Origin of the sequence: Streptomyces sp. NPDC051211, assembly GCF_040689505.1 — a bacterium.
Lineage (GTDB): Bacteria > Actinomycetota > Actinomycetes > Streptomycetales > Streptomycetaceae > Streptomyces.
The window spans coordinates 167,607-188,683 of the sequence record NZ_JBFBAV010000006.1; the positions used below are offsets into that span (position 1 = coordinate 167,607).

17 protein-coding genes and 1 tRNA gene are annotated in these 21,077 nt (G+C 73.8%); 8 read left to right on the forward strand and 10 right to left on the reverse strand.

The features are described 5' to 3' along the window. Positions 1–64: 64 nt before the first annotated feature. Together AB0447_RS09285 and zapE are read right to left on the reverse strand one after the other, a co-directional pair. The gene (locus tag AB0447_RS09285) at positions 65–493 is read right to left on the reverse strand and encodes an OsmC family protein (protein WP_366475940.1); all 429 of its coding nucleotides are present in this window, start codon (positions 491–493) and stop codon (positions 65–67) included. Between the two features lie 54 nt (positions 494–547). After that, on the reverse strand, positions 548–1,657 hold the full coding sequence (gene zapE, locus AB0447_RS09290; RefSeq protein ID WP_366475941.1) for a cell division protein ZapE: 1,110 nt from the start codon (positions 1,655–1,657) through the stop codon (positions 548–550). Between the two features lie 35 nt (positions 1,658–1,692). Between zapE and AB0447_RS09295 the strand changes: the two genes are divergently transcribed. From AB0447_RS09295 to msrB, 4 genes are all read left to right on the forward strand, one after another. Next, positions 1,693–2,505 (forward strand): pyrimidine reductase family protein, encoded by an 813-nt coding sequence (locus AB0447_RS09295; RefSeq protein WP_366475942.1) that lies wholly within the window; start codon positions 1,693–1,695, stop codon positions 2,503–2,505. Between the two features lie 125 nt (positions 2,506–2,630). Next, a complete protein-coding gene (locus AB0447_RS09300; RefSeq protein WP_366475943.1) occupies positions 2,631–3,098 on the forward strand; it encodes an indole-3-glycerol phosphate synthase in 468 nt (155 codons plus the stop codon). A 204-nt stretch (positions 3,099–3,302) separates the two neighbouring features. Beyond that, positions 3,303–4,700 (forward strand): UDP-N-acetylmuramate--L-alanine ligase, encoded by a 1,398-nt coding sequence (murC, locus tag AB0447_RS09305; protein ID WP_366475944.1) that lies wholly within the window; start codon positions 3,303–3,305, stop codon positions 4,698–4,700. Between the two features lie 20 nt (positions 4,701–4,720). After that, positions 4,721–5,128 carry a peptide-methionine (R)-S-oxide reductase MsrB gene (gene msrB / locus AB0447_RS09310; protein ID WP_366475945.1) on the forward strand — a complete coding sequence of 136 codons (408 nt, stop codon included), beginning with the start codon at positions 4,721–4,723 and terminating at the stop codon, positions 5,126–5,128. 66 nt (positions 5,129–5,194) lie between these two features. On the opposite strand, the gene AB0447_RS09315 is transcribed toward msrB, so the two are convergent. The 5 genes from AB0447_RS09315 to AB0447_RS09335 form a co-directional block, all read right to left on the reverse strand. Beyond that, positions 5,195–6,118, reverse strand: coding sequence for a phosphorothioated DNA-binding restriction endonuclease (locus AB0447_RS09315; RefSeq protein WP_366475946.1), 924 nt, complete (start codon positions 6,116–6,118; stop codon positions 5,195–5,197). A gap of 103 nt (positions 6,119–6,221) precedes the next feature. Then, positions 6,222–6,297 (reverse strand) — tRNA-OTHER (locus AB0447_RS09320). A 66-nt stretch (positions 6,298–6,363) separates the two neighbouring features. Further along, complete coding sequence (locus tag AB0447_RS09325; protein WP_366475947.1) at positions 6,364–7,737, reverse strand: hypothetical protein; 1,374 nt, start codon at positions 7,735–7,737, stop codon at positions 6,364–6,366. 183 nt (positions 7,738–7,920) lie between these two features. Next, a complete protein-coding gene (locus AB0447_RS09330) occupies positions 7,921–8,754 on the reverse strand; it encodes a hypothetical protein (protein ID WP_366475948.1) in 834 nt (277 codons plus the stop codon). Next, positions 8,754–10,037 carry a VWA domain-containing protein gene (locus AB0447_RS09335; protein WP_366475949.1) on the reverse strand — a complete coding sequence of 428 codons (1,284 nt, stop codon included), beginning with the start codon at positions 10,035–10,037 and terminating at the stop codon, positions 8,754–8,756. Before AB0447_RS09335 ends, AB0447_RS09330 begins: the two co-directional genes overlap by 1 nt. Before the next feature lie 61 nt (positions 10,038–10,098). Here AB0447_RS09335 and AB0447_RS09340 point away from each other — a divergent pair, with 61 nt between their 5' ends. Continuing rightward, entirely contained in the window at positions 10,099–11,322 is a 1,224-nt protein-coding gene (locus tag AB0447_RS09340; protein ID WP_366475950.1) for a cytochrome P450, read from the forward strand. Between the two features lie 84 nt (positions 11,323–11,406). Here AB0447_RS09340 and AB0447_RS09345 read toward each other — a convergent pair whose 3' ends face one another. Continuing rightward, positions 11,407–12,045, reverse strand: coding sequence for a LuxR C-terminal-related transcriptional regulator (locus tag AB0447_RS09345; protein WP_366475951.1), 639 nt, complete (start codon positions 12,043–12,045; stop codon positions 11,407–11,409). Continuing rightward, positions 12,042–12,668: a response regulator transcription factor gene (locus tag AB0447_RS09350; RefSeq protein WP_366475952.1), complete on the reverse strand. Its 627-nt coding sequence runs from the start codon at positions 12,666–12,668 to the stop codon at positions 12,042–12,044. The genes AB0447_RS09345 and AB0447_RS09350 overlap by 4 nt, the downstream gene beginning before the upstream one ends. Positions 12,669–13,001: 333 nt before the next feature. Between AB0447_RS09350 and AB0447_RS09355 the strand changes: the two genes are divergently transcribed. The 3 genes from AB0447_RS09355 (at position 13,002) to AB0447_RS09365 (ending at position 19,695) form a co-directional block, all read left to right on the forward strand. Continuing rightward, the gene (locus tag AB0447_RS09355; RefSeq protein ID WP_366475953.1) at positions 13,002–16,376 is read left to right on the forward strand and encodes a type 2 lanthipeptide synthetase LanM family protein; all 3,375 of its coding nucleotides are present in this window, start codon (positions 13,002–13,004) and stop codon (positions 16,374–16,376) included. Positions 16,377–16,477: 101 nt separating this feature from the next. Continuing rightward, complete coding sequence (locus AB0447_RS09360) at positions 16,478–16,702, forward strand: hypothetical protein (protein ID WP_366475954.1); 225 nt, start codon at positions 16,478–16,480, stop codon at positions 16,700–16,702. 89 nt (positions 16,703–16,791) lie between these two features. After that, complete coding sequence (locus AB0447_RS09365; RefSeq protein ID WP_366475955.1) at positions 16,792–19,695, forward strand: AAA family ATPase; 2,904 nt, start codon at positions 16,792–16,794, stop codon at positions 19,693–19,695. Between the two features lie 86 nt (positions 19,696–19,781). On the opposite strand, the gene AB0447_RS09370 is transcribed toward AB0447_RS09365, so the two are convergent. Then, on the reverse strand, positions 19,782–21,053 hold the full coding sequence (locus tag AB0447_RS09370) for an MFS transporter (protein WP_366475956.1): 1,272 nt from the start codon (positions 21,051–21,053) through the stop codon (positions 19,782–19,784). Positions 21,054–21,077 lie beyond the last annotated feature (24 nt).

Sequence of the window (21,077 nt, forward strand, 5' to 3'; positions counted from 1 at the left end):
ACCTGTCGTACCACGCGGCGGTACGGGGACCCCGTACCGCCGCGCGCGTCCGGATGCCGGGCGGTCAGACCAGCTTCGCGTTCAGGGTGATCGTCGTACCGGTCAGGGCCTGGCTGACCGGGCAGTTCTTCTTGGCGTCCTCCGCGGCGGCGAGGAAGCCGTCGCTGTCCAGGCCCGGCACCTCGCCCTCCACCGTCAGGAGGATGCCGGTGATGCCCTGGCCGGGGACGAAGGTGACGTCGGCGCGGGTGTTCAGGCGGGTGGGCGGGTTGCCCGCCTTGGCGAGGATGTTGGAGAAGGCCATGTTGTAGCAGCTGGAGTGCGCGGCGGCGATGAGTTCCTCCGGGCTGGTCCGGCCGTTGGCTTCCTCGTCGGTGCGCGCGGGCCAGGAGACCGGGAACTTGCCGAGACCCGAGGAGTCGAGCGTCACTTCGCCCTTGCCCTTGAGCAGATCGCCTTCCCAGACGGCGTGTGCGTGGCGCGTGGCGGCCATGGTGGTTCCCTTCAGGCAGGTCCGTCGGGCCGGGTCGGCCCGACCGGCCCAAACCTACTGCTCCACCAGTGCCTTCGCGTCGCGCGCGAGCGCGGTGAGCCGCGAGATGGCGCGGAAGTACTTCTTTCGATAACCGCCGTTCAGCATCTCTTCGCTGAACAGCCGGTCGAAGGGGACGCCGGAGGCGAGGACCGGTATCTCCCGGTCGTAGAGGCGGTCGGCGAGGACCACCAGCCGCAGCGCGGTCGACTGGTCCGGGACCGGGCCGACGTCGGTCAGGCAGACCGCGGCTATGCCCTCGGTCAGCGCGCCGTACCGGCTGGGGTGCACCCGCGCCAGGTGCTCCAGCAGGCCGGGGAAGTCGTCGAGGCTGGCGCCCGGGGTCGCGTACGCCGTCTTGGCGACCTGCTCGTCGGAGTACGGCGACGGGGCCGCGGGCAGTCCGCGGTGCCGGTAGTCCTGGCCGTCGATCCGCAGCGGGCGGAAATGGGCGGAGAGACCTTGTATCTCGCGCAGGAAGTCCACCGCGGCGAACCGGCCCTCGCCGAGCTTGCCCGGCAGCGTGTTGGAGGTGGCGGCGAGCGCCACGCCCTGCTCGACCAGCTTGCCGAGGAGGGAGGAGACCAGGACGGTGTCGCCCGGGTCGTCGAGCTCGAATTCGTCGATGCACAGCAGCCGGTGCCCGGACAGGGTCTGCACGGTCTGCTGGAAGCCGAGCGCGCCCACCAGGTTGGTCAGCTCCACGAAGGTGCCGAACGCCTTGAGGGAGGGGTCGGCGGGGGTGGCGTGCCAGAGCGAGGCCAGCAGGTGGGTCTTGCCGACGCCGTAGCCGCCGTCGAGGTAGACCCCGCGCGGACCGGTCGGTGCGTTCTTCTTCCTGGCCCCGGCGAACCAGCGGCGCTTGCCGGCGCCGGAGGCGTGCGCCCCGCCGAGCCCGGCGGCGAAGCCGCTCAGCACGGTGACGGCCTCGGCCTGGCTGGGCTGGCCCGGGTCCGGGTCGTACGTGTCGAAGCGCACCGCGTCGAAGCGCGGCGGCGGCACCATCTCGGCGACGAGTCGTTCGGCGGGAACCCGGGGCTCGCGGGCGCACAGGGCATGCGGGCCCGCGTCGGCTATGTGGCTCCGTCCGGCGGACGCGCCGGACTCGGTGAGAGATGTTGACACAGCATTCAACTCTACGGCGTGCCACACTGCACCCCATGCGCCGCCTGTTCCCTGTGACCGATCAGACACTGACCGAGAACGAAAGCGGGGCCGTCCGGGCCGACCGCGAACGCGACCGGACCGACCGGGAATGGTCGCTGGACGAACTCGCGGAGGCCTACGCCTACCCGCCGCTGACCGGGGGCGCGCACTGGCTGCGCGCGAACATGGTCTCCACCCTGGACGGCGCGGCCCAGCACGACGGCCGCTCGCAGCCGATCTCCAACGACACCGACATGCGGATCTTCGGGACCCTGCGGGCCCTGGCCGATGTGGTGGTGGTCGGCGCGGAAACGGTTCGGCTGGAGGGCTACCGGCCGGCCCGGGCCCGGGAGGCCTTCGCGGCCCGCCGGGCGGCCGCCGGACAGGGCCCCGCGCCCGCCGTCGCGGTGGTCTCGGCCGGCCTGGACCTGGACTTCTCGCTGCCGCTGTTCACCGCCCCCCTGGTGCCGACCCTGCTGGTGACCGGGGCGGCCGCGCCGGCGGACCGGGTGGCGGCCGCGGTGAAGGCGGGGGTGGAGGTACTGGTGGCCGGCGAGGGCGCCGCGGTGGACCCGGCCCGGGCGGTACGGGAACTCGCCGTACGGGGCCACGTACGGCAGCTCACCGAGGGCGGGCCGCGGCTGCTGGGCCAGTTCGTCGCGGCCGGGGTGCTGGACGAGCTCTGCCTGACCGTGTCCCCGATGCTCACGGCGGGTGACGCCCAGCGGATCGCGGGGGGCCCGGGAGTGGAGGTGCCGAGGCGGCTGGAACTGGCATCGCTGCTGGAAGAGGCCGGGTTCCTGTTCAGCCGCTACCGTCGGATGTGAGAGGCTGCGGAATTTATCGTTCCGCTTAGCTCCCGCTGGGCACTATTACCAGCGCGAGCCCCGTGCCACAGCGGGGCAGGATGGTTTCCGCAGGGGCCGCACGGCCCATGAAGGAGAGGGCGTCCGTGTTCACGAGCGTATTGATGATCGAGAAGCCTCTGACATCCGTAGACGTGGACTTCGTCACCACCCTGCACGGAGACGACCCCGTTTCCTTCGTCGTCCTGCTGCAGCCCCGGGGCGACCAGGACCGGCTGCTGCGCGCCATCGACGACGTGGCGCTCGGCGAGCTCCCGGACGCGATCCGGGAAGGCGACGAACCCGAGGGGGACGAGGCCCGGGGCCCCGCCGCCCAGGCCCTGGAGCACTCCCTGCAGGCGCTGCGCGCCAAGCGCCACTCCGCCGTGGGACAGATCATCGAGGACCATCCGCTCGACAAGCTGAAGGCGGTCGTGGAGCAGACCGGCGCGGACGAGGTGATCGTCCTGACCGCCCCGCACTTCGTCGAGGAGTTCTTCCACCGCGACTGGGCCTCCCGGGCCCGCCACAAGGTGGGCGTCCCGGTACTGAAGCTGTTCGCCCACAACGAGTAGGCGCCGGCGCCGCGCGGGGCCGGGCATGCCGCACCGCGGTACGTCCGGCCCCGTCCGCGCCGAACCGGCGTCCGAGGCGCAGTGGCACGGTGGCGGGCGCCGGCGGGCAGGGTGGCGGGGTGTGCGGCGGGAGCCGCCGGAGCCGGGTCGAGGAATTAGGCTGGGGCCCGTCACACTCCTACCGACGACCCTGGAGCACCACGGATGACGCCCGGCCTGCCCACCGCCATGGACCGACCCCACTTCATCGGCATCGGCGGGGCCGGCATGTCCGGGATCGCGAAGATCCTCGCCCAGCGCGGGGCCCGGGTCGCCGGCAGCGACGCCAAGGACTCCGCCACCGCCGAGGCGCTCCGCGCCCACGGTGCCACCGTCCACATCGGACACGCCGCCGGCCACCTCGCCGACGACGCCACCTGCGTGGTCGTCTCCAGCGCCATCCGCGCCGACAACCCGGAGCTGGCCCGGGCCGCCGAGCTCGGCGTCCCCGTCGTGCACCGCTCCGACGCGCTCGCCTCCCTCATGGACGGCCTGCGCCCGATCGCCGTCGCCGGCACCCACGGCAAGACCACCACCACCTCCATGCTGGCGGTGTCCCTGTCGGCCCTCGGCCTCGACCCCTCCTACGCCATCGGCGGCGACCTGGACGCCCCCGGCTCCAACGCGCACCACGGCGAGGGCGACATCTTCGTCGCCGAGGCGGACGAGAGCGACCGCAGCTTCCACAAGTACGCCCCGCAGGTCGCCATCGTGCTCAACGCCGAGCTCGACCACCACGCGAACTACGCGTCGATGGAGGAGATCCACGAGTCCTTCGTGACGTTCGCGGGCCGCATCGTGGCCGGCGGCACCCTCGTCGTCTCCGCCGACCAGGACGGCGCGGTCGAACTGACCCGCCGGGTCCGCGCCGCCCACCCCGGCCTGACCGTGGTCACGTACGGCGAGTCCGAGTCCGCCGACATCCGCATCACCAAGATCACCGCCCGTGGCCTGACCAGCGAGGTCACGGTCCTGCTGGACGGCCGGATGCTCACCTTCACCGTCTCGGTGCCCGGCCGCCACTACGCCCACAACGCCGTCGCCGCCCTCGCCGCCGGCACCGCCCTCGGCATCCCGGCGCACAACCTGGCCTCGGCCCTCGGCAAGTACACCGGCGTCAAGCGCCGCCTCCAGCTCAAGGGCGAGGCCCGCGGCGTCCAGGTCATCGACTCGTACGCGCACCACCCGACCGAGATGACCGCCGACCTGGAGGCCATCCGCGGGGCCGCCGGCGACTCCCGCATCCTGGTCCTCTTCCAGCCCCACCTCTTCTCCCGCACCCAGGAACTCGGCGTCGAGATGGGCCAGGCCCTCGCCCTCGCCGACGCCTCCGTCGTCCTGGACATCTACCCGGCCCGCGAGGACCCGGTCCCCGGGGTCACCAGCGAGATCATCATCGCCGCCGCCCGGGCCGCCGGAGCCGACGTCACCGCCGAACACGACAAGGTCGAGGCCCCCGGCGTGATCGCGGGAATGACCAAGCCCGGCGACCTCGTTCTCACCATGGGTGCGGGCGACGTCACCGATCTCGGACCCGAGATCCTCGCCCGCCTGAGCGACTGAGGACCGAGGGAGCGAGCGCAATGGCGTACGAGATCGAGAAGCCCGACGAGCAGTGGCAGGCCGAGCTCACCCCGACCGAGTACCGGGTCCTGCGCCTGGCCGGCACCGAGCCCGCCTTCCGCGGCGAGTACACGGACACCAAGACGGCCGGCACCTACTCCTGCCGCGCCTGCGGCGCCGAACTCTTCCGCTCGGAGACCAAGTTCGACTCCCACTGCGGCTGGCCGTCCTTCTACGACCCGAAGGACACCGACGCGGTCGAACTCATCGCGGACACCTCCCACGGCATGATCCGCACCGAGGTCCGCTGCGCGAAGTGCGGCTCCCACCTGGGCCACGTCTTCGAGGGCGAGGGCTACCCCACCCCCACGGACCAGCGGTACTGCATCAACAGCATCTCGCTGCGCCTGTCCGCCGACGAGAACTGAGCCCCTGCCGCCGGGGCCGTACGGCCCCGGCGGCAGGGGGCACGCTGCGAACGGCTGCCCCTCGGGTCACGGGACTTGCGCGCCGGGCCGCTTGAACACCTGCCGGCCGTGCCAGAGGACGAACCTCACGTCGACGGCAGGCCGTCCGGGCCTGGGCGCTGCCACCGGGCGGCCGTGGAGGGCATCGACGGCCTGCCCTGACCGGCTGCGGGCCACGTACAGCCGGGACACCTGGATGCGCAGGTCGGGCAGGAGCCCCAGCACTCCGAGGTCGAAGAGCGTGTGGTGGAGGGAGCACAGGGCCAGCCCGTTGTTCACCTCGTCCGGGCCGTCCTGGCTGTGCCACCGCACATGTGCCGCCTCCAGCCCAACGGGATTCCTGCCCAGCGCCCCGTCGAACCCGCAGAAGGCGCAGGCATACGCGTACGCCTGCAGTACTTCCTCTGCGAACCCGGCACGCCGTGCGCGCCGCTTTTGCTGCGCGGGCACGTATGCCGCCCCGTCGAGGGCTGTCAGGTCCAGCCCGACGGCTTCGCAGACGGGCGCCTCCAGTACGGCGGTGAAATGCTGCTCCAGCAGGAGTCGGGCCGCGTCTGCCAGCGTGCCCGGGTCGGTGAGCAGCGTCTCGGTCTCGGGGTGCAGCCGCCCGTAAGCACCTTGTGCCCGCAGCAAGTTGCCTCTCTCCGGGGCGTCCGGGCCGATGGTCTTGCCTTCGCGGTCGCGAGGGTCCCACAGCTCGCGTTCCAGGTGGACGAAGGGCATCGCGGCGCGCTCCCGCGCCCGGGTGCGGCTCGTCACGGCAGGCCCGAAGTCGTTGATCAGCCGGCTGACGGGCTCTTCCAGTTCCTCGTAGCTGACCGCGGTGCTGCCGGAGGCGGCGAAACGCCCCAGGAGCCAGAGCACGAGCAGGGGCTTGTGCGGGGCGCGCCGCTCGCCGATCTGCGCCCGGCGCAGCCCGGACAGGGCGCTCATCAGCTCATCTCGAGTCACGGGATCCATACACTCCGACGGCATCGGTCGCGGAATGGCCACGGCAGGCCCTGCACGGTTCAGGTCCTCCGGTGCAGGATGCCATGCCGAGGGAGTGGCGGGGTGGCGGCAAAGGCAGGATTCGAACCTGCGTCCACCCGGAGAACGAGCCGGGCGCTCCTCCGCAGAGCTTCCTTGCCGCCGGCTCGATCCTCGTCGGTGGCGGCCGTCCCGGCAACCGGTTTTGGCCCGGGGCGGTCCGAGCGTCACAGCCATTCCTCGGCGGCCGCGCGCTTGCCCCGGCCGGAGAACACTCCGGCGGAGCGCAGGGCGCTCGCCATGAGGGGATCCGCGACGGCCACGCCGTGTACGAGTTCCGGTGTTCGGCTGAAGCGGACGGCCTCCGCGGCCGGCCGGGGCGCGGTCCAGCCGCCGGCCACCGGGTCCACGCCGTGCCGTGCGCAGACCGCCTCGACCAGCGAGCGCGGGCAGTCCTTCTCGCCCCGGAGCACTTCCCACGGCAGGGGCAGCTCGGCCCATACGTGAGTGTCGGGGTGCAGTCCGCCGCCGCTCATGCGGTGCCAGTAGGCCACGTCCGCAGCCATCAGCCGGGGGACCTTGCCCGGGCACAGGCGGTCCAGGATCTCCTCCTGTCCCAGCTCGGTCAGGAGCGCGAACCAGTGCGCACGGGCGGTGCCCCAGGACTGCGCCGCCTGGTTCCATGTGGAGGAGTCGTTGCCGGGCCGCACGATCATGGTCTCGCGTTCGAGGCGGCAGCGGTTCCAGGCGTCCTCCAGCAGTTCGGCCACCTCGCGCAGGAAGCGGTTCCAGCGGACGAGGAGCCGCACCAGGTCCTCGTCCGACAGGTGCCCGAGAACCTCGGCGGTGGGGTGCACATGCGCCACCGCGTACCAGCTCGTCTGCTCGGGCGCCGCGCGCAGCCGCTGGAACAGGGCGTCGGCGACCTCGTCGTACGGCCGCCGCTGCTTGCCGTTGGTGAAGATGCTCCGCATGTGCGTGCGGGCGGTGAGGTACGCGATGAAGGCGGCGGTGTCCGGGTCGGCGGCGAAGAGGTCGTACGGCAGGGTGTGCGCGAACGCGCCCTTGCCGGTTATGGTGACCTCGCGGCGGCGCTGCTCGTGGACGAGCCGGGCCAGTTTGGCCTCCATCCGCCGCAGCAGCCGGAAACGCTTGTTGTACTGGCGCTTGGAGATCTCGCCGATGCCGGCTTCGGCGCGCTCGGCCCGGTTCAGCCGGTCCAAGCCGAAGTCGTTCTCCCCGTACTGCCGGTGGATCTCCTCGCCGGCCCGGCGGATCACCGATTCGATCGCCGCGGGGTCGTCCCCGGCGTCCGCCGGGAGGTCCGGCACGCCGGCGAACAGAGTTGCGGCCCGGGTGAGCTGGCGCTGCGCGCCGACGGGCCGGGCGAAGTCCTCGAGCATGGACGTGTAGCCGTGCCAGAGCCTGTGCAGCGAGTGCTCGGCGGCCTTCTCCAGGGCTGTGGCCGTTGCCGGATCGAGTACGGCCTTCCGGGCGGCGAACAGGTTCTGTATCAGCTGGGCCACGTCTTCGGGACGTTTGCGGAGTCCGAGCGAGGCGTGCAGCTCGCGCAGCAGTTGCTCGGAATGGTGCGACGGCATGCGCCTTACCCTGCCATCACACGCACGGGGCCTCCACCGGTTAACCGGCGGTCACTTCGCTTGGCCTTTCGGCATGGCAGGCAGACACCTCACCTTGGTCTCGTGCCCTGATGGATGAGGCTGCCCCGCCCGGCCCCTCGGTCGAGGGGCCGGGCGGGAGAGCACCGACCGGCGGGGGGCCGGTCAGGCGCCGGGAGGCATCCGGTGGGGGCGGCCCGTGCCGCGGGTGAGGGCGTAGCCGCCGATGCCGGCGAGGGCGGCCAGGAGGCCGCCGGCGGCGGTCCACAGCCAGCGGTCCGTCCACCGGCCGGAGGCCCAGCCGTCCTCCGGTTCGCCGGAGAACAGCCGCGCCACGGATGTGCGGGCGTCCGCTCCGGATGATGCGCCGGAGTCCGCGGCCGTCGCGATGCCCGGGACCAGCGGCACGGCGAGGCTCCCGTCCACCGCGGCCGAACCGCCGACGTCCGCCGAGGCCACCTGGACCTCCGCGTGCACCGGCAGCCCCAGGTCCGTCTTCGCCAGTCCGACCGCGGTCAGCCGGACGTAGTACGTCCCCGGCAGCGGATCGTCGGCCCACGGCTCGGCCCAGCCGCGCACCGTGCGCAGGGTGCAGGACAGTTCCACGGACGGGGCGCCGGCCGCCGTCGAGCGCGTCGAGGCGCCGTGCGTGCAGGCCTGCCGGCGCCGCAGCCCGTCGTACACGTCGAGCTGCCAGGTCGAGGCGGGCGGCCGGGCGGCTGTGTCGGCCGGCCGTACCGTCGCCCGGACGGTGGCCCGCTGACCGGTGTCGGCGGCGAAGGACCAGTAGAGGTAGTCACCGGAGGAGGCGTCGGCGGTGGCCCGCTGGCCCTGGCGGATCTCGGTGGCGGTACGGAACGAGGTTCCGGCCTCGGTGGGCGCGGCGGCGTCACCGCTCGCGGCCGGGGACGGGCCGGCCGCGGCGGCGGGCAGGACGGCGGGCCCGAGCAGGAGGGCGAGGGCCGCCGTTCCGCTCGCCAGGGAACGGGTGGTCCACATCAGTTGGTCCTCCAGACAGTCACGCGCCAGCGCGAGATCCAGCCCCACAGCAGCCCGGCGAGGAAGCCGGCGACCACCAGTACGCCGAGCAGCCACCAGCCGCGGCCCAGACCGAACGCGGCGACGTCCGAGGCGTCGCCCGGCCCCTCCACCACATCGATGGTGAGCTCGACGGGCAGACCGGGAGTGGTCTTCACGGCCGGGGCCGCCGAGTACGAGTTGCTGACGCGCAGGCAGACGGTCTCCGCGCCCGCGCGGCCGCCGGCGGCGTCGTCGTCATCGCCGTCCACCTCGGCCTTCGGGTAGCGCAGCCCGGTCGAGATGGCGTCGGTGCGGCCGTCGCCCGACTCCTGCCCGCGGACGATCTCCCGGCCGTGCAGGGTCGTGGCGCGCAGCAGCACGCCGTAGTCCTGGTTGACGACCCGGTCGGCGGCGACGCTCACCGAGGCGCGCAGCTCCTGCCCGGGACGCACCTCCACCCGGTACCAGCGGTGCTTGCCGAACTCCTCGCGGTCGGAGTAGATGCCGGACGTGAGGACCGGGGCCGCGGTGCACTCGGCGGCGCCCTGAACGGCGACCGGAGTCACCTCCGGCTTGGCCGCCCGGTCCACCAACTGGGCTACTTTGTCCGACAGTTCCTTCTTGTGTCGGACCGCGGTGTAGGTACCGCCGGTGGCTTCCGCGATGCAGCTCAGCTGCTCCTGCGTCTTGGCGTCCGGCACCAGGCCGAGGGTGTCGATGGTGATGTGGATGCCCTGGGCGGCGATGTCCCGCGCGACCACGCACGGGTCCAGCGGTGCGCAGGTGTCCTCGCCGTCACTGATCAGGACGATCCGCCGCGATCCCTCGCCGCCCTTCAGGTCCTCCGCCGCCTTCAGCAGCGCGGGCCCGATGGGGGTCCATCCGGTCGGCGCCAGCGTGGCGACCGCGGTCTTCGCCTCCGTACGGTTCAACGGGCCCACGGGGTAGAGCTGCTGGGTGTCCTTGCAGCCCTCCTGCCGGTCGTTCCCGCGGTACTGCGCGCCCAACGTGCGTATGCCCAGGTGGACTTCCTGCGGGGTGGCGTCCAGCACCTCGTTGAAGGCCTGCTTCGCGGCGGCCATCCGCGTACCGCCGTCGACGTCCTGGGCCCGCATGGACCCGCTGACGTCGAGCACCAGCTCCACCTTCGGCGGCGGCTGCCCACCCGGTTCACCCGCGAGGGCCCTGCTGGGCTGGAGGCCCACGGTGAGAGCGGCCAGCACGAGGCAGAGCCATGTCGACAGCCGTAGTCTTGTGATCACCGGCGGATCCTATTGATCACGGTTCCGCTCGTCCAAACGGGGAGACGCATGGGGGAGACGCATGAGTGAGACCACGGTGGACGCCGCCCTTCCGCAGCCGTTCGGCGAGGAGTTCCGGGCCGATCCGTACGCGGTGTACGCCCGGCTGCGCGCCGAAGGGTCCGTGCACCGGGTCGAGCTGCCCGACGGATCGCCCGTGTGGCTGGTCACGCACGAGGCCGATGTCCGGGCCGGGCTGTCCGATCCCCGGCTGTCGGTGGACAAACGGCATTCCACCACCGGGTTCAGCGGCTTCTCGCTGCCGCCGGCCCTCGACCGGAACCTGCTGAACCTCGACGGCGCCGACCACCTGCGGCTCCGCCGCCTCGTGTCCCAGGCCTTCACCCCACGGCACGTCGAGATGCTGCGGGGCGGCATCCGGTCCGCGGTCGACGGCCTCGTCGAACGGCTCGCGGAGCGCATCCGCAGCACCGGACGGGGCGACGTGGTCGCCGAGTTCGCCAAGCCGCTGCCCCTGCACGTCATCGGGGAGCTGCTGCGGGTGCCCGCGGCCGACCGGCACCGCTTCTCCGGATGGGTCGCCGGCATGCTCACCCCGCGCAGCCGCGAGGAGCTCGCGGCCGCCATCGACCAGGTCCGGGAGTTCCTCACCGGCCTCGTCGCCGACCGGCGGGCCCATCCCGGCGACGACCTGCTGTCCGGCCTCATCACGGCACGGGATGCGGAAGACCGGCTCTCCGAGGACGAACTCGTCTCGCTCGCCTTCCTGATCCTGATGGCCGGCAGCGAAAACGTCCAGCACCTCATCAGCAACGGCCTCCTCACCCTCCTCTCCCACCCCGGGGAGCCGGCCGCCGTCCTGCGCGCACGCCCCGAACTGCTCCCCGAGGCCGTCGAGGAACTGATGCGCCACGCCCACCCGAACCAGACGGCGATCCGCCGCTTCACGGTCGAGCCGGTCGAGATCGGCGGTACGGAGATCCCCGCGGGGGACACGGTCCTGCTCTGCCTGGGGTCGGCCCACCGCGACCCGGCCCGCTACCCGGAACCGGACCGCTTCGACCTCCACCGCACCGACAAGGCCCATCTCGCCCTGGGGCAGGGCCTGCACTACTGCCTCGGCGCGCCGCTGGCCCGGCTGCAGACCACCCTCGCGCTGGAGGCGCTCCTCCGGCGGTTCCCACGCCTGAAGGTGGCCGACCCGGTGGAGCGGCTCCCCTGGAACACCACTTTCCGCTTCCACGCCCTCCGGGAACTCCCGGTCACCGAGGAGCCTCTCGGATGATGCCCGGACGATTCGGGTCCGGGTCCGGGTCCGGGTCCGGGTTCGGGCTCGGATTCGGGTTCGGATTCGGGGTCGGGTTCGGGGTCAGATGATGCTGTGCCGGACCGCGCAGGCCACCGCGTGCGCGCGGTTGCGGGCCTGGAGGCGGCCCATCAGTTCGTAGATGACGTTCTTGACGGTGTGCTCCGAGCAGGACAGGGTGCGGGCGATCACCGCGTTGCCGTGGCCCTCCGCCATCAGGGTCAGCACGGCCGTCTGGCGGGCCGTCAGCAGCGGGGCCTCCGGCAGGGCCGTCGTACGGGGCACCGCCGGGCTGCCCGCGCTGCCGAGCAGGCGGACCAGGGCCGCGTACGGCATCCGGCCGTCGCCCTGGTGCGCGCAGTGCACGGCGGCCACCAGCTGCGCCGGGGTGAGGTCGGCCGAGCGCAGGATGGCCAGCACCCCGGCCCGGATGGCCAGGCGCAGCCCCTCGGGGGTGACGGTGTCGCAGATGGCGAGGAGCCGGTGGCCCGGTCCGGGGCAGGCCGCCAGGGCCTCCTCGACGGTGGCGGCGACCGCCACCACCACCGTGTCCGGGGCCGGTTCAGAGGCTTCGGCCAGGCCGCCGCCCGCCTCGGCCAGCATCCGGGTCAGACCCTCCGGCGGCCGGCCGCCGGGGCCGCCGACCACGTGCACCCGCACGCTGTGCCCGGGCCGCGCCGGCGCGGCGACGGCGGCGCTCACAGCAGGCCCGTCCGCAGCGCGTAGGCCACGGCGTGGGCGCGGTTGCGCAGCCGGAACCGCTGGGTGATGTCGTGTACGACGGTCGTCACCGTGCGCGGCGAGTAGCACAGCCGCTGGGCGATCTCGCTGGTCTCGTGGCCGTCGGCGACCATCCGCAGGACGGACCGCTCCCGGTCGGTGAGCCCGGCCGCCGCCCATGGGGCGGCCGCCGGATCACCGTCCCGGCCGGGGGCGCCGGAGTGCTTCAGCAGCAGGTCCAGCAGGTCCGGCGGCAGCGTGCAGTCGCCGCGGGCGGCGGCCAGCACCGCCCGGGACAGCCGGGGGGCGTCCGCCTCTCTTCGGCGCAGCAGCCCGCGGGCTCCCGCCGCTATCGCGTGCAGGGCGCCGCCGGGCGCCAGTTCGGCGGCCACCAGCACCACGTCGGGCCGGTGGGGTGCCTCCCGGATGGTGCGCAGGGCGTCGAGCTCCGGGTGCCCGACCTGGTCCACGGTCATGACCACGACCCGCGGCTCACCATCGGGCTGTGTCAGGGACACCTCCGGGCAGGCGAACAAGGTGGACTTGGTGCCGGCTTCCAGCACCGGGTCGAGTGCGACGACGTTGACAGGTACGGGCTTTCCCACCGGGTCCTCCGAGGCGTCATGGGAGTGGGGTGCTGGAGAGCAGACTGGCGGCGGCGGCCGGGCCCCGGCATCGGGCCCCGGCCCCCACATTTGTGAAAGGTCCGTGAGCACGCCCCGCAGATCCCGTGCGGACCCGTCCGCAGAGCTCACGGCGCGGACGGCGGTCCGGCCGGGCGGCGCGGAAGCGCCCCAGGCCGGGCGGGTGCGGGGCGTACCCGGGGGGTGCCGCGCCCCTAGGTCCGTACGTCCCGGCGGGGAGGTGGGGGAGGGCCCGCAGAATATGGGGGAGTTCCCCCCATGTGGGGGACGGCGGGAGCTGCGAGTTTTTCTCCCGTGACTGATACCGCCACTGACCGAGAGACCCGGGTCGGCGCCCTCACCTACGGGTGGTGGGCCCGGGGCCTGAACCTGCGGGAGAGGCTCGCCGCCCCGGACGCCCCGGTGTCCGCGGCGGATGCCGCCCCCGGCAGCCGGCCCGCGCCGTGGTCCTGCGGGGACCGGGACGGCTTCGCCGCCCGCCTCGCGAGCCTGGGGGTCGGGGCGGACGTGGCGCACGCCCTTGCGGAGGAGGCGCCGGCCCGGCTCGCCGGGCGGGCCGCGGTGCCGCACTGGGCGGCGTACATCGAGCGGGCGGTCGCGCAGGCCGGCCGGGTGGCACGGGCCGCGGAGGTTTCCGGGCCGGGGCGGGCAGCTGAGGACCGGGCGGCCGCCGGGGCCGAGTCTGCCGGTGCAGAGGCCGCCGACACCGAGGCCGCCCACACCGAGGGTGCCGGTGCCGAGGGTGCCGACGCCGATGGTGCCGCGCTGTTCCTGCCCGTGCTGCGGCCCCTGATCGACCTCGCCTGGGCCGAGGTCGCCGCCCGTACCGAGGCGGGCACCGACTGCGGGCAGGCCGAACTGGCCGCCGTCCGCGCCGGATTCGAGGAGCGGCTCGGCGAGCGGCTCACCCGGCAGGCGGCCCGCACCCTGGTGAAGGAGCTGAACCTGGCCCGCGCCGGGGGAGAGCTGCCCGGCCGGACCCCGCAGGACAGGTTCGCCGCGTTCATCGCCCGCCTGAGCACTCCGCAGGGGCTGGCCGGGCTGTTCACCCGCTACCCGGTGCTGGCCCGGATGCTGGGCCAGGCCTGCGGGTTCGCGGCCGAGGCCACCGCGGAACTGCTGGAGCGGTTCACCGCCGACCGCCCCGAGATCGTCAAGGAGCTGTTCGAGGGCACCGACCCGGGCGAACTGGTACGCATGGACATCGGCCGCGGCGACGCCCACCAGGGCAACCGGGGGGTCGCGCTGCTGCACTTCGCCGACGGCGCCACCGTGGTCTACAAGCCCCGCCCGCTGGGCCAGCACGAGCTGCTGGACCGGGCGGTGGGCTGGCTCAACGGAAAGGTGCCCGGCCTGGGGCTGCGCACCCCGCGGTCGGTCCGCGGAACCGGCCACGGATGGCTGGAGTTCATCGAGCACCGCGGCTGCGGGTCGGTCACCGAACTCGACCGGTTCTACCGCCGCCAGGGTGCGCTGCTCGCCCTGCTGTACGCCATCGACGGCGTGGACATGCACTACGAGAACGTCATCGCCTGCGGGGACCAGCCGGTCCTGGTGGACGCCGAGACCCTGCTGCACACCGGGCTGCCGGCGGCCATGACCGCCGGACCGGACCCGGCCGCGGACGCCCTCCAGGCCTCCGTGCACCGCACCTGCCTGCTGCCGAGCCTGCTGATCGGGGAGAACGGCGGCCTGGACATCTCCTCGCTCGGCGGCGGCGAGGGCGGCGCCTACCCCAGCGACGCAGTGTGCTGGGAGGCGGCCGGAACGGACGAGATGCGGGTGCGCCGGGCCGCCGTGGCCTGTCAGGCCGGGCAGAACCGGCCGGAGCCGCAGGGCCGGACCACCGGGCACACCGATCACCGGGCCGCCCTGCTGGAAGGCTTCCGGGCCGGGTACGAGGCGATCACCGCGCACCGCGCGGAACTCCTCGGGGCCGAGGCGGCCGAGGGGGCCGAGGGGGCCGAGGGGGCCGAGGGGGCCGAGTTGGCCGACGGCGCGGAGGGGCTGCTGGCCCGCTGGGCCGACAGCCCGGGTCGGCTGATCGCCCGCTCGACCCGCCTCTACACCGCCCTGCTCGACGAGTCCACGCACCCCGACGTGCTGGGCGACGCCCTGGCCCGCGAGTCCGTGTTCGCCCTCCTGTGGTCGGAGTCCGTGCACGACGCGGCCCGGCAGCGGCTGGTCGAGGACGAGATCGCCGACCTGTGGTGCGGGGACGTGCCGCTCTTCTTCCACCACCCCGCCGGCACCGCGGTGCTGACCGCCCGGGACGGCCGCCTCGACGGGGTGCTGCCCGCCGCCGGACTGGACGCCGTACGCACGAAGATCGCCGCGATGAGCGAGGTGGACCGCTACGACCAGGAGTGGATCATCTCCGCGACGCTGGCCGTCAGCAGCGCCAACTCCGGAGCCGCACGGCCCCGTTCCGTACTGGCCGGGCAGCCCGCACCCGCCGTGGTGCCCGAGCCGTCCCGGCTGCTGACCGCCGCCTGCGGGATCGCCGACGAACTCGCCGCCCGCGCGGTGCCCGGCGGCGGCCGGGTCAACTGGCTCGGCCTGGAGCAGGTCGCCGGCGACCACTGGGCGGTCCTGCCCATGGGCGGCGGGCTCGCGCAGGGCTACTGCGGGGTCGCGCTGTTCCTCGCCCAGATCGGCGCCCTGTCCGGCGCCGAGCGCTACACCTCGCTGGCCCGGCAGGCCGTACGCCCGCTGCCGGAGCTGCTGTCGGTGCTGGCCGCGGACCCCGAGCTCAGCGCGGCGGCCGGACCGGGCGCCCTGCACGGCCTGAGCGGCATCGTCTACGCGGTGGCCCGGCTGTCCGCCCTGTTCGGCGAGACCGGCGGCGGCCCGGACGGCGCCCCGGTCAGCGCCTCGGACGGCGCCTCGGACGGCGCCTCGGACGGTATCGGTGCCTGCCTGCCGGCCGCGCTGGCCGCCCTCGAACTGGCCGCCGACGCCGATCCGGACGGCCCCTGCGACCTGGCCGACGGACTCGCCGGCGCGCTGGCCGTCACGGTCGCCGTGTCCGGCACCCCCGGCGCGGAGGGCGCGGCCGCCCTGGCCGACCGCCTCGCCGACCGGCTGCTCGCCCGGCTGGGCGGCACCACCCCGGCGCCCGGCTTCGCCCACGGCGACGCCGGCGTGGGCTGGGCCCTGCTCCGCTACGCCGCCGCCCGGCCGGACGCCCGGCGGCACGCCGAGACCGGTGCCGCCCTCCTGCGGTCGGCGCTGGACACCGCACTCCTCCACCCCGGGCACCTCGACTGGTACGCCGGACTCGCCGGCACCGCGCTGGCCGCCGCCGACACCCTGCCGACCACCGGGCACCACCCGGCCGCCGGGGCCGCGCTCGACCGCTGCGCCGGACTGCTCGCCGAGGCCCCGGCCTCCGCCGACCTGGCTCTCCAGCACGGCACCCTCGGCACCCTCGAACTCCTCTCCGTACTCGCCGCCCAGGGCCACGACGGGGCCCGCGGCGCACTCACCCACCGCACCGGGGAACTGCTGGGCCGGCTCGCCGAGTACGGCCACCGGTGTGGCACCCCCGACCAGGTCCCGTCCCCCGGACTGCTCGCCGGACTGTCCGGCATCGGATACGCCCTGCTCCGGCTGGGCTTCCCGGAGGCCGTCCCGTCCGTCCTGCTCCTCGAACACACCGCTCGCTGAACCACTCGCCGAACCGCTGCGGCCCGCAGCATCGCTCACCGAACCGCCCGCAGCTCCCGCTCGCGCTCCGCTCACCGACTCCCCGAAAGGCAGCCACCGCCATGCAGAAGAACCTCGCCGCCGTCCAGTCCCTCGCCGCCACCCGCTCCGACGCCACCGCCGCCCCCGCCGCCTCCGAGGACCCGGCCGGCCCGCTCACCCTCTCCGGCCGCAACAAGGTCTGCGCCCGCGCCCGCGTCCTGTCCGGCATGGTGCTGACCAGCGGGATCGTCATCACCCTGGGCCAGCTCGACACCAGCGTCTCCTTCATCAAGGCCGGCGCCTGAGCGCCCGCCGAGTAGGTCATTCCGGACCTCGGAGGAAAGGCCAACTTTGAGTGGACCTCGAACAGTTCGTATGAACTAGCATCACGCTCATGCGTTCCCGTGCGCGGTACCTCGTGGGTCGTGACTCCCAACTGGCGGAGATCAAGCTGGCGTTGGCCGACGCGCGTGAGGGGCGCGGCGGGGTGGTCTTCCTGGTCGGCGAGGCGGGAATCGGAAAGTCCCGCCTCGCCGCCGAGGCCGTGGGTCTGGCCTTCGACTCCGGGATGCGCGTGCTCCGCGGCCGGAGCAGCACCACCGGACCGACCGTCCCTTTCCGGCCACTCACCGAGGCGCTGATGTCGCTGTTCCGCAGCGGCGCACCCCTCGACGACCTGCCGCTCGGCCCCTACCGGCCGGCCCTCGGCCGGCTCATACCGGACTGGAGCAGCGACGCCCAGGACAGCAGCTCCATGATCATCCTGGGTGAGGCGGTGCTGCGCCTGCTCATCGCCACCGCCGCACCGGGCGGCCAGCTGCTTTTGCTGGAGGACCTGCACGACGCCGACCCCGAGACCCTCGCGGTGGTCGAATACCTGGTCGACAACCTGGAGTACACCCCGGTGGTGCTGCTGGCCACCATCCGTACCGAACCCTGCGACGCGCTCGACATGGCCGACTCGGCCCGGCGCCGCGGAGTGGGCACCGTACTCGAACTCGCCCCGCTCACCCGCCCCGAGGTGGGCGCCGTGATCGCCGCGCAGCTCGGCACCGAGCCCGACGGGGTGCCGCCCGCGGCCCTCGCCCGGCTCTGGGACGACAGCGCCGGCAGCCCCTTCCTCGTCGAGGAACTCCTCCAGAGCATGATCAGCGGAGGCGCCCTGGTCCAGGGCGACGAGGGCTGGCGGGTGGTCGGGGACCTGCGCAGCGACGTCTCCACCGCCCTGGCCCGCGGAATCCTGCGGCGCATCGACCGGCTCGGCCCGCAGGGCCTGACCCTGCTCTCCGCGGCCGCCGTGATCGGCCGGCGCTTCCCGCTGACCGTGCTCCAGCGGATGACCGGCATCGACGACCGCGGACTGCTCAGCCACCTGCACGCCGGGGTCGCGGCCCAGCTCGTCGTGCCCGACGAACCGTCCCCCGACTGGTACGCGTTCCGCCACTCCCTCACCGCCGAGGCGCTGCTCACCCAGCTCACTCCCGGCAACCGGGCCGCAATGGCCGGGCAGGCCGCGGACGCCGTCCAGGACCTCCACCCGGAACTGCCCGGCGACTGGTGCCCGCTGACCGCCGAACTCCGCTCGCAGGCCGGGGACCACGACGAGGCCGGCCGGCTGTTCGCCGAAGCGGGCCTGCGGGCCCTGCGGGCCGGCGCCATCGGCTCGGCGATCACCCTGCTCAGCCGCGCCGAACGGCTGCTGGCCGACAGCCGGGACGCCACCCGCCGGGCCGAGGTCCTCGAAGCCCTGCTGCCCGCCCTCGCCGAAGCCGGCCAGTTCTCCGAGGCCTTCGGCTTCGCCGAGAACCTGCACGTCCTCGGCAGCCTGACCGCCGTACGCCTGGCCGCCCTGCACACCCGGCTCGCCAAGGTCGCCCACACGGCCGGCCGCTGGGAGGACGGCAACCGGCAGATCGCGCAGGCCAGAGCCCTCCTGAAGGCCGAACCCGACGAGCGCAGCACCGCGCCCATCGACGTCACCGCCGCCTACCTGGCCCTGGACACCCCCGGCCCGGACCGCACCCAGCTCGCCGAGAAACTCGCCCGCTCCGCCCTCCAGGCCGCCGAACGGCACGGCCTGTCCACGGTCGTCTGCCAGGCCTGGGAACTCCTCGCCACCCTCGCCCGGGAACGCGACTTCGACGAGGCCACCGCCCTCCTCGAATCCGCCCTCTACACCGCCGAACAGCACCGCCTCCCGGTCCAGCGGATGTACGCGCTCACCCGGATCGGCGGCAACAACTGGCTCACCGAGGGCAACACCGGCCCGCTGCTCTCGGCCCGCGGCGAGGCCCTCCGGCTCGGCTCCGCCACCGTCGTCTACACCATCGACGGCATCCTCATCCTGGACACCGTCCTGCGCGGCGAGTTCACCGCCGCCGCCCGCGCCGCCGAGGAATGCCTCAGCGTCGTCCAGCGCCTCCGGCTGGCCCCCGCCACCCGCTACGTCCTGATGTCCCAGGCGGTCCTCGCCGCCCACCAGGGCGACCGGCCGGCCATGGACCGGGCCCTGTCCGCATTCGCCGACTGGGACGGCGCCGGCTCCCAGGAAGAACCGCTGACGCTCGGGCTCGCCCGGGCGTTCTGCGCACTCATGGAAGAGGACAGACCCGGCGCGGTCCGCGAGCTCCATGCGGTCCGCGACCTCGAGGACGCCAACCCCAGCACCTACTACCTCAGCGGCCGGTACGGCATCGGCCTGCTCCTCGACGTCCTGTCCGGGGAGGTCGGCCGCAGCCCGTACGAGGAGATCGCCGCGACCTCCCCCGGCCGCATGCGGTGGAACCGGCAGTTCGTCCTGCTCGCCGGCGCCGTCCTGCTCGGCCGCGAGGGCCGCCCCGCCCAGGCCGCCACCGCCGTCGACGACGCCCTGCGGATCGCCGAGTCCTACCCCACCGCCCTCCACCTGGGGCTGCGGCTCATCGCCGAGACCGCCCACCAGGACGGCTGGGGCGAGCCGGTCGCCTGGCTGCGCCGCGCCGAACACCACTTCCACCAGAACTCCGTGGCCAGCGTCGCCAACGCCTGCCGGGCCGCCCTGCGCCGCCTGGGCGCCCCCGTCCACCAGCGCCGCAGCGGCTCCAGCAGCATCCCGGAGGCGCTGCGCACCCTGGGGGTCACGGTCCGCGAGTACGAGGTGTTCCAGCTGCTCCCCGAGCGGCTCGGCAACAAGGAGATCGCCGACCGCCTCTACATCTCCCCCCGCACGGTGGAGAAGCACATCGCCGCGCTCGGCACCAAGACGGGCCACCCGACGCGGTCCGCGCTGTGCGAGTTCGCGGCCGCCGTGCTGGCCTGACCGTACGGCAGGACACCCCGGGGGAAACGGCGGCGGCCCGGTCGCCCCCGTGGCGGGGGGACCGGGCCGGCCGGAGGACGCGGAGGTCAGCGCATCTCGCGAACGTGCCGGGAGGTCAGGACGCCCGCCGCCGTCACCGCCAGGACCACCGCCGACAGGGCGAACATCGGGCCGGTGCCCGACTGGGCCAGAGCGCCGCACAGGACCAGGGAGAGCGGGGCGACCGCATAGCCGAGGACCATGTCCACCGAGATCACCCGGCTCAGCACCGAGCCGTCGATGTTCCGCTGGATCCAGCTGAGGCCGAACACCCCCTGGAAGCCCATCCCGAAGCCCATCACCAGCACCGTGCCGATGGCCGCCGCGGTGTTGTCGACGAGGCCGAGGATCCCCGACCCGACGGCCAGCCAGCCGGCCAGCGCGGCGATCAGCAGGCCCACCCTCGGCCGGGCGGCGAGGGCGCCGCCGGCCAGGGTACCCAGCATGGCACCGCCCGCCAGCGCGCCGTTGAGCAGGCCCAGGGTGGTCGAGCCGCCCTGGAGGTCGACCTTGGCCAGGGTGGCGAAGCCGACCGTGAACGGCCCCGCCTGACAGAACGTCACCGCCATGTCGATGGCCAGGATGGTCCGGATCCGCGGATCCTCCCAGGCGTAGCGCAGCCCGGCCCTGATACGGGCGCCGAGCGAATCCCCGGCCGCCTTGCCGGCCTTCGGAGCCGGGGCGGCGTCCGGGGCGGTGGCCGGGTCCGCCGCCGGCCGGGTCCGTATCCGGGCCACGCACAGCCCGCACAGCGCGAAGCACAGTGCATCCACCAGGAAGGCGATGTGGGCGTCGGAGAGCGCCACCACCATGCCGCCGACGGCCGGGCCGAGCACCGCCGACACCTTCGTGCCGACCCCGAGCAGGGCGTTCGCGGGCGGCAGCAGCTCCTTCTCCACCACCGACGGCAGGATCGAGGCCCGGGCCGGCTGGAAGAACGCGTCGACCGCGCCGAAGGCGGCGGCCGCGCAGCACAGCAGCCAGACGTTGAGCGCCCCGGCCATGCCGGCCACGCCCACCGCCGCCATCAGGGCGGCCCGGGCCCAGCTGGAGAACTTCATCAGGGTGCGGCTGGACCACTTGTCGCTGAGGGATCCGCCGACCAGGGTCAGCAGGGCCCGCGGGACGGCCTGGCAGGCCAGGACCCATCCGAGGGCCAGGGTGGACCCGGTCAGGCCCAGGGTGATCCACGAGAACGCGATGTAGCTGAAGCCGTCGCCGAGCAGGGACAGGGACTGGCCCAGCCACAGCAGCCGGAACGACGGCTGCCGGGCGGGCGTCCACAGGCGGGTGCCCGCGCTCGCCAGGGTGCTTGCCATGGTCGGATCTTCCTTCGGTCGGTG